This is a genomic window from Polynucleobacter sp. HIN7 (assembly GCF_030297595.1).
In the GTDB taxonomy this organism is placed as follows: domain Bacteria; phylum Pseudomonadota; class Gammaproteobacteria; order Burkholderiales; family Burkholderiaceae; genus Polynucleobacter.
The window spans coordinates 1,428,287-1,442,089 of record NZ_AP028138.1 but is presented as its reverse complement, the minus strand read 5'-3'; the positions used below and the strand labels follow the sequence as shown (position 1 = coordinate 1,442,089).

Below are 13,803 nucleotides of genomic sequence, written 5' to 3'. Positions count from 1 at the left end.
AAGCGATCCTAACCCTTTTGATTCTGAGCGCGTGCCATTTGCTGGAGTCGCCAAAGCTTCATATATCGATAATACGTACCTTGTGCATTGGAGCATGCCAGGGAAAAGCCTTGAGGACCATCTAGAAATCCAGCTCGCAAAAAATAAGTTCGAATGAATGACCAGGCTCCGTGCAAGATGGCTTTGATTGGACTGCCGGTTTTACCTTTGGCGAATGCCTGTTGAGCGGAGTCGGTAGAGTAGCGCTCCATTTTTGCCCTGACTTGCTCTGGGTTCATGAAGCTGTAATGCAGCATCTGATGCTTTAGTTTGAGAACGGGTCCCTGTGGGATTAAACGTTCATGTACTAAATCAGAGGAAAATCGTGCAGTGCCCCGCTTAAAAAGGCGATCCACATAATCAGGCGTCCAGCCAGAATGACGCATAAAACGTCCGCAGTACCAGGATAAGCGTGGGATGGCATAGCAATCGGCATGCGGTTGACTAAGAACTGTTTTGATCTCTGCACGCAGTTCGGGGGTCAGGCGCTCGTCGGCATCAAGCGATAAGACCCAATCGCAGTTTGCTAAGTCAAGAGCCCGGTTCTTTTGGGGCCCAAAGCCGGGCCAATCGTCGGGGGAGCTTATTAGCGCCCCATGGGCTTTGGCAATCTCAAGGGTTTTGTCAGTGCTTTGGGTGTCTACCACTACAATTTGGTCAGCCAGCCCGTCTAAGGAGGTTAAACAATCCCCAAGATTGGCTTCCTCGTTCCGAGTGATGAGTATGACTGATAAGGTGGGCATAATTCATTATATGAATGCTTCAGACCGTCAAGCCCTAAATCGATTAATTGGCTATTTGCGCCCCCATATCCGCCTAATTGTTGGCTCATTAGTGGCTATGGCCTTTGTGGCGGCGTCGGAGACCTCTATTCCCGCTCTCATGAAGCCCCTTTTGGATGATGGCTTTTCGGGGAAGATGAATGATCAGCTATGGTTAGTCCCAGTCTTTCTTGTCGGTCTGGCTATTGTGCGTAGCGGAGCTCAATTTCTCTCGAACTATTTGCTAACCAAAGTCATTAGTAATATTTTGTTGAAGCTGCGCGAACAAATGTTTGCCAGACTCTTACGTGCCAAGACCGAGTATTACCAAAAAACCACGGCCTCGAACTTAATTAATGCAGTGGTCTTCGAGGTCAATAATGTCCTATCGATTATGGGCGGTATGTTGATCAGTCTGGTGCGTGATCTGCTAACCGTGATTGGTTTGATGGGGTATTTGTTGTATTTGAACTGGCGCTTAACCTTGGTGGTCTTTGTGATTTTCCCGATCATTGCCTATGTGATGAGCAAGATCAATAAACGCTTGCGTAGCCTCAATCGCCAGCAGCAGAGCATGACCAGTGAGTTAGCCTATGTAGTTGAGGAGGCCGCAGCCGGTCATAAGATAGTGAAAGTGCATGGCGGTGAAGACTATGAGATGCGTCGTTTTATGGAAAAAGCCGAGCAATTACGCAAGTTTACACTGAAGGCAGCGGTTGCCGGCGGATTAAATCAGCCGATCACTCAATTAGTTGCCTCGATGGCTTTATCGGTCGTCCTAGTCATTGCCATCATGCAATCGGCTAGCCAAGGCGTCACAGTTGGGAGCTTTGCAGCCTTTATTACCGCGATGCTGTTAATCGTATCTCCGCTCAAGCACTTAGCTGATATTAATCAGCCTTTGCAGCGGGGGCTCACCGCTGCTGAGATGATCTTTCAGTTAATTGATCAGCCGGTTGAGGAGGAGAAGGCGCAAACATCGAATCTCAAGCGGCTTGAGAAGGCTCAAGGTGAAATTAGGTTTGAAGACCTTTCTTTCTCATACAACCAAGATGAGGGTCGAAAAGATGCCTTACGTAACATCAATCTCACGGTTAAGCCGGGCGAGGTGATTGCTTTTGTGGGGCCATCCGGTGGAGGTAAATCAACGCTAGTTAATTTGTTACCACGTTTTTATCAGCCCAAATCCGGTCGGATTTTGCTCGATCAAATCCCAATTGAGGAGATTGTTTTAACAGATTTACGTAAACAAATCGCTTTTGTGAGTCAAGATGTGATTCTGTTTAATGACACGATTGCAGCTAATGTCGCGTATGGCTCGAGCACTGGTGATGATATTGATCGCGGTCGTGTGATTGAAGCGCTAGAGGCAGCTAATTTGTCCAACTTGCTCTCTGAATTACCCGATGGAATTGATACGCCAATTGGGGATAACGGCAATCGTTTATCGGGTGGTCAACGACAACGCCTTGCGATTGCGCGCGCAATCTATAAAGATGCACCTATTCTGATTCTGGATGAGGCAACCTCTGCCCTGGACTCAGAGTCTGAGCGCCAAGTGCAAGAGGCGCTCGATCGGCTGATGGCCGGTAGAACCACTTTAGTAATTGCGCATCGCTTATCAACCATCGAGCATGCTGATAATATTGCCGTACTCGACCATGGTGAGATTGTGGAATACGGCCCCCATCGGGAGCTCATTGCCAAAAACGGTTTATATGCCGGTTTGCATCGCCTGCAGTTTAGCGAAGCAAGCTAAGCAATCGAATCAATTTAAGACAATATCGTATTGTTCTTGCCTAAAGCCAGCCTCAGCCTGGAGCCGAATTGGTTTTTGAATAAAGTCGCCCAGCATGGCTAAGAATTGATTCTCTTCCTCAAGGAATAAATCAATGACATCGGGTGAGGCAACAATGCGGAACTCTTTGGGATTAAATTGGCGATGCTCACGCACAATCTCACGCAAGATTTCATAGCAAATCGTCTGCGGTGTTTTCGTTTCCCCTTTGCCATTGCAAGACGAGCAGGGTTCACACAAAATATGAGATAGGGACTCGCGCGTTCGCTTGCGTGTCATCTCAATCAGTCCCAATGAGGAAAAATCGTTCACATTGGTGCGCACATGATCACGCGCTAAATTCTTCTTCAGCTCGCCAAGCACTGCTTCTTGATGGTCGCTCTGCGTCATGTCAATAAAATCAATGATGATGATGCCGCCCAGATTGCGCAAACGTAATTGACGGGCAATCGCTTGGGCAGCCTCTAGATTGGTTTTAAACACGGTGTCGTCTAAATTACGAGCCCCAACAAAACTCCCGGTATTGACATCAATAGTGGTCATCGATTCGGTTTGATCGATCATCAGATAGCCGCCTGACTTAAGATCGACACGCCGTCCCAAGGCTTTATTGATTTCAGAATCAATATCAAAGAGATCAAAGAGGGCGCGCTCACCACGGTAGAGAGTCAGCTTGGAATTCAGTTGTGGCATAAACATCTGTGCAAACTGAGTCAGACGTTCAAAGTTTTCAGCCGAATCAATCCGAATCTGACTAGTCTCAGGGCCAGCCATGTCTCGTAATACCCGCTCGGCTAAATTGAGGTCTTGATGAAGAAGCGCGGGGGCCGCTTTTTCTTTGGCGCGTTGCGCAATTTGTTGCCAGGTGGTGCGAAGGTACTTCAGGTCAGAAATCAAGGTTTCATCGCTCACATGTTCGGCACTGGTGCGAACAATGATGTCGCCGGATTCATCTGCAGGAATCAGACCTTTCAGACGGTTTTTGAGTGCTTCGCGTTCCTCGGGATTTTCAATCTTTTGTGAGATGCCAATATGAATCTCTTGACCTAATGGCCGATGAATTTGTGGCAAATAGACCAAATTACGTCCCGCAATACTAATTTGGCGGGTGAGTCTGGCTCCTTTTGTTCCGAGGGGGTCTTTAAGTACTTGCACCAAGAGTGTCTGTCCTTCGAACAAAACTTTTTCAATCTGACCACCAGTTTGCTGTTCGCCCAAATCATTAAAGTGAATGAATGCAGCACGTTCTAAACCAATATCAATAAAGGCTGATTGCATCCCAGGTAAGACCCGGGCCACCTTCGCCAAATAAATATTGCCCACAATTCCACGCTGGCGCGTACGTTCAATATGGAGTTCTTGAACGGCATTTTGCTCAATTAAAGCAACGCGTGTTTCTTGTGGGGTGATATTGATGAGGATTTCTTGAGTCATGATTGGGTTAAACCAAAACGTACATCTGCTACTCGTAGTAGTTGGGCAGTTTCAAATAAGGGAAGCCCCATGATACCGCTATAGCTTCCAGAAATCTCCTCAATAAACGTAGCGGCCATCCCCTGAATGCCATAGGCACCCGCCTTCCCAAATGCTTCACCGCTGCTGACATAGCGTTCAATTTGCTCATGGCTTAATGTCGTAAACCGTATCCTTGACTTTTGTAATACGCAGACCGGGATGCTTGTGGGCTCAGGGGTGATGGCAAGGGCTGTGTAAACCCAATGCGTCTGACCGCTCAAGATGTGCAATATCCGCATCGCGTCTTCTTGATCGTGCGGCTTTCCAAGGATTTCGTGATCGGGCGAGCCTGGAAGGCTCACGGTGGTGTCGGCGCAAAGTATTGGCGCCCAGGGAAGCTCGAGACTTACTTGGCGGCGCTGATGCCAACGCTTGAGAGCTGCGATACTTTTAGCAATGGTTACGCGTTGCGTGTAGTCTGCAGCACTTTCGTTTGCAAGAGCGAGCTCTAGAGACTCGGCATCCTCATCAGGCCCTGGCAGGAGTAGCTCGAAGCGTACTCCAATCTGCGAGAGTAACTCCCGGCGACGCGGGCTTTGCGAGGCGAGGTAAATAAAGTCATACTTCATGTTAAAAGATTTCCCATTTACTCACGATGATAGGGGTGGCCTTGCAGGATGGTCCAGGCACGATAGAGTTGTTCGATCAGCACTAGGCGAGCAAACGCATGTGGCAGGGTGAGGCTTGATAGTTTCCAGATGAGACCGCCATTTGCTTTGAGGCTTGGGTCAAGCCCATTTGCTCCGCCGATCAAGAACGCAATATCTTGACCATTTGCCCGCCAATTCTTGAGATGATCCGCAATCGCTTGAGTTCGCAGATCGATGCCATGCTCATCTAATGCAATGACGACCGCACCTTTTGGAATCGCTGCAATGATTTTGCTCGCTTCTTTAGCAGGATTAATATCCGGCTTTAGTTCTTTAAGCTCAATAACGCAGTCGCTGGGCATGCGTTTTTGGTATTCCTGGCATGCTCTAGATACCCAGTCTGGCATTTTGTGACCAACCGCAATAATCCAAAGACGCATGGTTTATTCGTCGCCAGCTTCTTCACTGGCTTTGACGAGCTTCTTGGTGCCGGACAATTTGACCCGAACCGGTTTGTCACCCCAGATTCCTTCGAGTTGGTAGTAGGCTCTAAGCATGGGCTGCAGGATATGAACCACAATATCGCCGCAATCCACTAGAACCCATTCACCCGTCTCCAGGCCCTCGATTGAGATCACTTCGCCCCCTTTTTCAAGAACCTTTTCTTTGACCGAGAGAGCCAAAGAACGGGTCTGGCGATTGCTGCTGCCGGTGGCAATGATCACGCGATCAAACAGTTCGCTAAGCTTGCTGCTATCGTAGACACGAATGTCTTGTGCTTTGACATCCTCGAGGGCGTCGATGATGGTGCGCTGTAGTTTTTTAATATCCATATGGCTTTTTGCTCATCTTACCTTGGATTGATAAAGGCCTTTTTCTAAAATAATGTTCCAGACCGATTCTGGCAACCATTGTTGAATGGCATCAGCGCTGGGGTGATGTGCCAGTAAAGGTCGAAGACTGCTCGATGCCAGATCAATGGAGAGTTCTTCATCTAAATAAATCAGGCCGCAGGGGCGTTGACAAAGCTCCTGAGTACTTGTGGTTTGATGATCTTGATAATGGGCCAATAGGGGTGGATGGTCTTGAAGTTGGATCGCAATCCGATAGGGAGGGCGACTTGCTACTGCCAGATGAATGTAATGCATTAAGTCGCGCCAATCATTCCAGGTGTAGAGCTGCAAAAAGCTATCGGCACCCATGAGCCAAATTAAAGCCGTTTGCTCACCATGAAGCCGTCGCAGAGCTTTGGCACTATCAATCGTATAGCTGGGCCCAGCCCGATCAATTTCCATGGTATTCACGGTGACTTGAGTGCTGAGTCCAAGCTGTTGGAGCTTGATCTTTAGGACTTCAGCGGCTGCAAGCGTCATGGCATAGCGATCAATCGCAGGGGTGATGTGCGCACCCTTTTGCCATGGCTCACCGCTGGGTAGCCACATGAGCTCATCGAGCTTTAGACGTTTAGCAAAATGCGCGGCAAGATGAATGTGGCCCCAATGCGGCGGGTCAAATGTGCCCCCTAGGATACCGATGGTTTTATTCAAGAATGATTCGCCTTAAACCTCAGATAGCCAATCGCGTGGCTTGAGATAGCGCTCATAGAGGCGAGCTTCCGGTGTCCCTGCTTGGGGCTGCCAGTTGTATTTCCAGGTGACAACAGGTGGCATGGACATGAGGATGGATTCCGAGCGCCCACCCGATTGAAGACCAAAGATAGTTCCTCGATCAAAGATGAGGTTGTATTCCACATAGCGACCCCGGCGGTATTCTTGAAAATCACGCTCTGCCTGGGTATAGGGCTCTTGATAACGGCGCTCAAGAATTGGTAAATATGCTTCGATGAATGCGTCTCCCACGGAGCGCATCATGGCAAAACTTCTCTCAAATCCCAACTCATTGAAGTCGTCAAAGAAAATACCGCCAATGCCACGCGGCTCGTCCCGATGCTTGAGATAAAAATATTCATCGCACCATTTCTTAAAGCGTGGATACAAGTCAGCACCAAATGGATCAAGAGCATTTTTGGCGGTTTGATGAAAATGCTTACAGTCTTCATCTACTCCGTAGTAGGGGGTTAGATCAAAGCCACCACCAAACCACCAGACCGGATCTTGATTAGGAGCTTGAGCAATAAAACAGCGCACATTCATATGCGTTGTAGGTGCCTTGGGATTACGTGGATGGAACACCAAGGAAACACCCATGGCTTCAAAAGTGCGTCCAGCAATCTCAGGACGATTTTGGGTGGCTGCCGGTGGTAATTGTTGGCCGCTCACGTGCGAGAACCCAACCCCGCCTTTTTCAAGGACGTTGCCATTCTCTAGAATGCAGGTTCGCCCTGAGCCCTGTAACTTACTATCTTTGGGTTTTTCCCAGGCATCCGTCACAAACAGTTTGCCATCCACCTTGCTAGTTGCACTAGTAATGCGGTCTTGTAAATCTAATAAATAATGTTTAACAGCCTGAGTATCAATTGTTGCTGCCATTCAATGTCCTTACCTTTTCTTACTTAATCGCTCGAAAGCCGATATCGCTGCGGTACTGCATACCATCAAAATGAATCTGGTCAATCGCAGAATACGCCTTTTGTTGTGCCCCTTTGACAGTATCTGCCAACCCAACAACGCACAATACTCGTCCACCCGAGGTACGAAGCACACCATCTTGGATTTTGGTGCCCGCATGAAAGATGATTTGGCCATTGGTTTCTGCGGGGATTCCAGTAATTGCATCGCCTGTTTTAGGATTTTCGGGGTAGTTGGCCGCTGCCAATACCACTCCAAGGGCAATGCGCCGATCCCAAGTTAGTTCGACCTCATTTAGTTTGCCATCGATCGCTTTATCTAAAGCAGGTACCAAATCGCTCTCAAGACGAGCCATGATCGGTTGGGTTTCGGGATCGCCCATGCGGCAATTGAACTCCAGGGTTTTAATTTGACCATTAGGCTGGATCATCAGACCTGCATAGAGAAAACCAGTGTAAGGAATTCCGTCAGCGCGCATCCCCTCAACGGTTGGCATGATCACCTCACGCATCGCGCGAGCGTGCACTTCGGGGGTTACCACTGGGGCCGGCGAGTAGGCACCCATGCCACCAGTATTAGGACCTTGGTCGCCATCAAGTAAACGCTTGTGATCTTGGCTGCTAGCAAGTGGTAAAACATTCTTGCCATCGACTAAAACAATAAAGCTGGCTTCTTCCCCCGTAATAAATTCTTCAATCACAACCCGTGCTCCTGCATCGCCAAGCTTGTTGTCTGAGAGCATCATGTCAACCGCCCTATGCGCTTCTGGCAAAGTCATGGCAACCACCACTCCTTTACCAGCCGCTAGACCGTCAGCTTTGATCACAATCGGCGCACCTTTTTGATCAATGTAGTCATGCGCTGCTAGGGCATTTGTAAAGGTTTGGTAATCCGCTGTAGGAATACCATGGCGCTTCATGAATGCTTTAGAGAAGTCTTTGGAGGATTCTAGTTGTGCTGCTAATTGGGTTGGACCAAAAATCCGCAAGCCCTGATTGCGAAAGATATCCACAATTCCTGCGGCCAATGGCGCTTCAGGCCCCACGACGGTTAAGCCAATTTGCTCACGTTTTGCGAACGCGGCAAGCTCTTCGAGATCCGAGATCGGTAAATTTTCAATACCGGCGGTTTTTTGATTCGCTGTGCCTCCATTGCCAGGTGCCACGAATACTTTTTGTACTTTCGGTGAGCGAGCCAGTTTCCAGGCCAAGGCATGTTCGCGACCGCCAGAGCCAATTAATAAAACTTTCATAATGAACCTTTTCTCCTCATCTCATAGATTGGCATTGGTATAGACCGCTTGGACGTCATCTAAATTTTCGAGCGCATCTAATAGTTTTTGCATCGATTCAGTTTGCTCTGGATTGAGATCGACCTCGGTCGAGGGGCGCATCGTCACCTCGGCTAACTCGGGTTTTAAGCCCGCCGCTTCTAAAGCGTTACGGACATTGGTGAATTCAAAGGGATCCGTGATGATCTCGAGCGATCCATCCTCATGCGTAATTACATCCTCCGCACCGGCTTCAAGCGCTAACTCGAGTAGTTGCTCTTCATTGGTTCCAGGAGCAAAGAGCAGTTGTCCGCAGTGTTTAAATAAAAAAGCAACGGAGCCTTCTGTGCCCATATTGCCCCCGTGCTTTGAGAAGGCATGGCGAACCTCGGCAACAGTGCGGGTGCGATTGTCCGTCATCGCATCGACAATCACTGCGGCACCATTAATACCGTAACCCTCATACCGAATCTCTTCATAGTCAACGCCATCCGCAGCGCCTGTTCCGCGCGCAATTGCACGTTGCACATTGTCGTTGGGCATATTGGCATCTTTGGCTTTGTCGATTGCGAGGCGCAAACGCGGATTTGCGCTGAGATCACCTCCGCCTAAGCGGGCAGCAACAGTAATCTCTTTGATGAGTTTGGTCCAAATCTTGCCACGCTTTTCGTCCTGGCGGCCCTTACGGTGTTGAATATTGGCCCATTTTGAATGACCCGCCATGGTGGCAATCCTTCTTAGATGAATAAATGAATTTCGGCTTAGAACCGTAATTTTAGGCAAAATACGGGCTTGGCTTAAAAAAATGACACCCCAAGCATCGATTTCGATGAATTTGGAACAAGAATATTCAGGAGAAACCATATGTCAGTTACGCACACAAAAGCAATTCGGATCGATGAAGTTGGACCACCCGAGGTCATGAAATACGTTGATGTTTCACTAGGCGAGCCAGGACCAGGCGAGGTTTTGATTGCACAAAAAGCATGTGGCCTGAACTACATTGATATTTATTTCCGATCAGGCTACTACCCCCAGCCATTACCAGGCGGCATTGGCATGGAAGCATCGGGCGTTATTGAGAAAGTTGGCCCAGGCGTGACACACCTCAAGGTGGGCGATCGCGTTGCCTATGCAGGTAGACCAACGGGGGCCTATGCGCAAGCTCGTATCATGCCCGCAGAGACGATTGTGCAGTTACCTGATGCGATTTCGTTTGAGACTGGCGCGGGAATGATGTTGCAAGGCCTCACAGTGCAGTACCTTCTAAACGATACCTATAAAGTGCAGCGCGGCGATACGGTTCTATTTCATGCGATTGCTGGGGGCGTTGGCTTAATTGCTCTGCAATGGTTAAAGGCGATTGGTGCCACCGTAATTGGTACGGTAGGTAGCCCTGAGAAGGCGGCGCTCGCAAAGTCATATGGCTGTGATCATGTGATTGAATACCGTACCGAAGATTTTGTAACACGCGTGAAAGAGATTACGAACGGTAAAGGCGTGGCAGTTGCCTATGATGCAGTCGGTAAAGATACCTTCATGAAGACCCTCGACTGTATCGCCCCACGGGGCATGGCGGTCAGCTTTGGCAATGCTTCTGGATCGGTTCCGCCGATCGATCTAGCCGTTTTGTCGAGCAAGGGATCGCTAAAGTTAACCCGACCCACACTAATGACCTATGTACACAATCGCTCATTGTTAGAGCCAATGGCCAAGGATTTATTTGAGCGCGTGACCCAGGGGCAAATTAAGATTGAGATTAAGCAACAATACCCTCTGGCAGACGCTGTGCAGGCGCACCGTGATCTGGAGGGACGCAAGACCACTGGCACGACGATCTTGATCCCTTAATCAGTCGATTTAGGAATTTTGGGTACGAGGCGATGAGATTGGTTAAAATCATCGTTTCGATTATTGCTGTTAATACAAAACATTAACGCACTAGCCTCGGTGATGGAATTGGTAGACGTGCCGGACTCAAAATCCGGTGCCGCAAGGCGTGTCGGTTCGAGTCCGACCCGAGGCACCATCAAATTTGATAATCGCTTGATTCGCTCGACATTGCCTGTTCTACGATTTTGCGTGTCAGCGTGGGTGAGAACAGCTCAATAAAGGTGAAGATAAACGAGCGCAGATAAGCGCCTTGTTTAATACCGATGTGCGTGACATTGGTGCCAAAGATGTGACCCACGGAGATGGATTTCAGTTGCCGATCGCGCTCGGGATCTAAGGCAACGCCCGCCACAATCCCAACCCCCATGCCATTCTCGACATAGGTTTTGATCACATCCGCATCAATCGCCTCCAAAATGATGTCGGGCGTGAGGTTGCGCTGCGCAAATGCTGCATCGATTTTGCTGCGCCCAGAGAATGCTTTTGCATAGGTGATGAGTGGATATTTAGTTAAGAGCTCTAAAGTGATGGACTCATGATTGAGTAGGGGATGGCCGGATGGCACAACTACTGCATGCTGCCATTGATGACTGGGTAGGGCTAAGACCCCTGGTGTATTGGCAAGCCCCTCGGTCGCAATGGCTAGATCAGCACGATCCTCGAGTAGCATTTGGGCAATTTGACTAGGATTGCCCTGCAATAGACTAACGCGTACTTTTGGAAAACGCTTGGTAAATTCACTCAAGACTTTGGGTAAGGCATAGCGAGCTTGGGTGTGAGTCGTGGCAATCACAAAGCTACCTTGGTCTTGATTGGCGTAATCATTGCCAACACGTTTTAAGGTCTCCACTTCCTCTAATAAGCGCTCAATCGAGACCAAGATGCGCTTACCGGGCTCGGTTAACGAGCGAATGCGTTTGCCATGGCGTCGAAAGATTTCGACACCTAACTCATCTTCGAGTTCAATAATTGCTTTGGAGACTCCAGGCTGCGAGGTGAAGAGTGCCTTTGCAGCTGCGGTCAGATTAAAGTTCTGGCGAACCACCTCGCGAACAAAGCGCAGTTGATGAAGATTCATTCGAACATACCCCTAAGCACGGGATACCCACTTAAGAGCTGCAATTGCTAGGATCAAATAAAGCAATGGTGGGAAGATTGCTGTAAATAGGGCGGGGAGTGCGCCAAGTAAGCCAACGCTCGAGAACAAGGTATTAAATAGCTGAAAACTCATGCCCAACATGATGCCACCAAAGACCTTAATGCCAACGCTCCCAGCCCGTACTTTCATGAAGGCAAAGGGTAGGGCGAGTGCAAGCATCACAAAGATGATGAAGGGGTAAACCACTTTTTTCCAAAAGGCAATCGCATGGCGCTGCGCATCTTGTTTGTTCTCTTGGAGGTGCAATATAAATTGGCCTAAACTCATGATCGACATCTTTTCAGGGCTAATTAGCAGAACATTGAGGATCTGCGGGGTGACTTGTGACTCCAAGTTAAGCGTTGGAATACTTTTGGTCTGAGCGGTGTAGACCGCATCCAAGGGGTCGCCACCACGCTTCTCAATAAAGCGTGTTTCTGAAACATCATTGAGCTCCCAAACACCTTTATTATCAAAACGACCAGATGCGGCACTACGAATTGAGAGGAGACGGTAGTTGGGATCAAACTCATACATCCGAATTTGCCGAATTTGATCATCCGGATCAATTGAACCCACATTGACGTATCTCACACCAGCTTTAACGGGCCCCGCTCCGTCCTGATCGCGCAATTGATCTTTGAGCCAAACGCCAGACCGAAACTGTGAGCTGAAGGTTGAGCCTAACGCGTCCATCCGAATTCGTTCGGAAAGCCGTTCACTGTAGGGGCCCAAGCCTTCACTGATCGCTAGGGTCAGGATGACAATGGGTAGTGAGATCTTGGCGAGCGTAAAGAGACTGCGTTTGATATCTAAGCCGGCTACCCGGAAGATGGTGAACTCTGATTGACTCGCCATCATGGCAAACACATAAATACTACCGATTAAGCCAGCGATCGGAATAATTTCAACCATGCGGCTGGGCGCCTTGAGGAGCACATGGAGAAGCGCTAAAGGCAAGGTGTATTTAGAGTTGACTGATCCCAGTTCACTCAGAATGTCAAAAAATACAAAGAGTGCGAGCAGGGCAAAGAGAATGAAGCCAAAGCTCGCATAAATTTGCTTAGCAAAGTAGCGTTCATAAATTTTGGGAAAGAGCCAACTCATTTGCTTTGCCAGGCCCTTGGAAGTTGGCGTTGCCACCACTTTAAGGAAGGATTGATGCGATTACGAATCAAAACAAAGGCCAATCCGAATGCAAGTACATGAATCGGCCATAAGCCTACGAAGAAGTCGACACGCCCTTGTGCAACATAATTTTGACTGAGATTTAATAGGTTGCTGTAAATCAGATAAATGAGGACGGCATAAAACATCGCCGTGTAGTTACCCAAGCGGGGATTGACATAGGCTAACGGAATAGCAATTAAGACCAAACCAAGAGCCATGATGGGTAAACCGATGCGCCATAGTAGTTCACCAAAATTAGCGCGTAGGGTATTAGGATCCGTTTCTTGCATCAGCTCAATCACATTTTTTTCTCGATCCCGTGGAGGGGGCTTGCTAACCTCTTTGCTTAAGATCTTGGTCTCGTACTCATCAAACTCTAAGATTCTGAAATTTGGCTGGGTCGGCTGGCCTTCATAACGGCGGCCTTTTAAGAGAACCACGTTTTTGTCACCGTTGGGCGTATTCTCGATATAGCCAGTGGCAGCAACTGCGACACTCAATTTTTGATTACGCGTATCGGCCACAAAGATATTCTTGACTTCCCCTTTATCAACATCAATCTCTTCAATGAAAAAGACCCGCTCAGCTTTGGCCGATTCTTTAAATTGACCTGCTGCAACCATGGACACATCATCGCGCTGTTGAAAACGCTGACTGATAACACTTGACTCACGATTTGCCCATGGCCAAACAAAGGCGGCCAATAGAGCAATGATGATGATGAGTGGAATCGCAAATCGCAGGATTGGACCAATTAAATTTGTAATGCTCAATCCACTTGCAAACCACACAATCATTTCAGAGTCTTTGTACCAACGGACCAAAACAATTAAAACCGCAATAAATAGTGAGACGGTCAATAGAACCGCAAAATAACCGAGGGTCGCGAGAGCGATTAGGACTAAAGCATCCTCGGGATTAACCGTTCCACTGGCCGCAAATCCCAAAATCCGGATTACGAGGGTAGTAATCATGATGGTGACCAAGACCAAAAACACAGCACCTGTGGTCATGCTGAGTTCGCGGCGGAGGGTTTGTTCAAAAATCATGGTGGCTAGATCTAATTCTGCGACTTTAATTCGGTCGGTGGATAATGTAAAA

Annotated in this window: 14 protein-coding genes and 1 tRNA gene; 3 read left to right on the top strand and 12 right to left on the bottom strand. The window is 48.5% G+C overall.

Annotated elements, in window-relative coordinates; genetic code table 11:
- Positions 1-8: 8 nt before the first annotated feature.
- Positions 9-782, bottom strand: a complete 774-nt coding sequence (locus QUE64_RS07250) for a glycosyltransferase family 2 protein (protein ID WP_286225137.1) — start codon at positions 780-782, stop codon at positions 9-11.
- Between the two features lie 10 nt (positions 783-792).
- Here QUE64_RS07250 and msbA point away from each other — a divergent pair, with 10 nt between their 5' ends.
- On the top strand, positions 793-2,559 hold the full coding sequence (gene msbA / locus QUE64_RS07245; RefSeq protein WP_286225136.1) for a lipid A export permease/ATP-binding protein MsbA: 1,767 nt from the start codon (positions 793-795) through the stop codon (positions 2,557-2,559).
- A 9-nt stretch (positions 2,560-2,568) separates the two neighbouring features.
- Here msbA and rng read toward each other — a convergent pair whose 3' ends face one another.
- From rng to QUE64_RS07205, 8 genes are read right to left on the bottom strand one after another with little or no spacing between them, the layout of a single operon-like run.
- Positions 2,569-4,032, bottom strand: a complete 1,464-nt coding sequence (gene rng, locus QUE64_RS07240) for a ribonuclease G (RefSeq protein ID WP_286225135.1) — start codon at positions 4,030-4,032, stop codon at positions 2,569-2,571.
- Positions 4,029-4,682, bottom strand: a complete 654-nt coding sequence (locus QUE64_RS07235) for a Maf family protein (protein ID WP_286225134.1) — start codon at positions 4,680-4,682, stop codon at positions 4,029-4,031. Before QUE64_RS07235 ends, rng begins: the two co-directional genes overlap by 4 nt.
- Before the next feature lie 17 nt (positions 4,683-4,699).
- Positions 4,700-5,143 (bottom strand): 23S rRNA (pseudouridine(1915)-N(3))-methyltransferase RlmH, encoded by a 444-nt coding sequence (gene rlmH / locus QUE64_RS07230; protein WP_286225133.1) that lies wholly within the window; start codon positions 5,141-5,143, stop codon positions 4,700-4,702.
- A gap of 3 nt (positions 5,144-5,146) precedes the next feature.
- A complete protein-coding gene (gene rsfS / locus QUE64_RS07225) occupies positions 5,147-5,536 on the bottom strand; it encodes a ribosome silencing factor (RefSeq protein ID WP_286225132.1) in 390 nt (129 codons plus the stop codon).
- Between the two features lie 12 nt (positions 5,537-5,548).
- On the bottom strand, positions 5,549-6,250 hold the full coding sequence (locus QUE64_RS07220) for a nicotinate-nucleotide adenylyltransferase (RefSeq protein WP_286225131.1): 702 nt from the start codon (positions 6,248-6,250) through the stop codon (positions 5,549-5,551).
- A 12-nt stretch (positions 6,251-6,262) separates the two neighbouring features.
- Positions 6,263-7,192, bottom strand: a complete 930-nt coding sequence (gene hemF / locus QUE64_RS07215) for an oxygen-dependent coproporphyrinogen oxidase (protein WP_286223397.1) — start codon at positions 7,190-7,192, stop codon at positions 6,263-6,265.
- Between the two features lie 19 nt (positions 7,193-7,211).
- Complete coding sequence (purD, locus tag QUE64_RS07210; RefSeq protein ID WP_286225130.1) at positions 7,212-8,483, bottom strand: phosphoribosylamine--glycine ligase; 1,272 nt, start codon at positions 8,481-8,483, stop codon at positions 7,212-7,214.
- A gap of 21 nt (positions 8,484-8,504) precedes the next feature.
- Positions 8,505-9,224, bottom strand: coding sequence for a YebC/PmpR family DNA-binding transcriptional regulator (locus QUE64_RS07205; protein WP_286223395.1), 720 nt, complete (start codon positions 9,222-9,224; stop codon positions 8,505-8,507).
- Between the two features lie 141 nt (positions 9,225-9,365).
- Here QUE64_RS07205 and QUE64_RS07200 point away from each other — a divergent pair, with 141 nt between their 5' ends.
- On the top strand, positions 9,366-10,352 hold the full coding sequence (locus QUE64_RS07200; protein WP_286225128.1) for a quinone oxidoreductase family protein: 987 nt from the start codon (positions 9,366-9,368) through the stop codon (positions 10,350-10,352).
- A 93-nt stretch (positions 10,353-10,445) separates the two neighbouring features.
- Positions 10,446-10,530 (top strand) — tRNA-Leu (locus QUE64_RS07195).
- On the opposite strand, the gene QUE64_RS07190 is transcribed toward QUE64_RS07195, so the two are convergent.
- The 3 genes from QUE64_RS07190 to lptF are packed head-to-tail and all read right to left on the bottom strand — an operon-like array spanning position 10,531 to position 13,751.
- The gene (locus QUE64_RS07190; protein WP_286223393.1) at positions 10,531-11,472 is read right to left on the bottom strand and encodes a CysB family HTH-type transcriptional regulator; all 942 of its coding nucleotides are present in this window, start codon (positions 11,470-11,472) and stop codon (positions 10,531-10,533) included.
- A 12-nt stretch (positions 11,473-11,484) separates the two neighbouring features.
- Positions 11,485-12,639 (bottom strand): LPS export ABC transporter permease LptG, encoded by a 1,155-nt coding sequence (lptG, locus tag QUE64_RS07185; RefSeq protein ID WP_286225127.1) that lies wholly within the window; start codon positions 12,637-12,639, stop codon positions 11,485-11,487.
- A complete protein-coding gene (lptF, locus tag QUE64_RS07180) occupies positions 12,636-13,751 on the bottom strand; it encodes an LPS export ABC transporter permease LptF (protein ID WP_286225126.1) in 1,116 nt (371 codons plus the stop codon). Before lptF ends, lptG begins: the two co-directional genes overlap by 4 nt.
- Positions 13,752-13,803 lie beyond the last annotated feature (52 nt).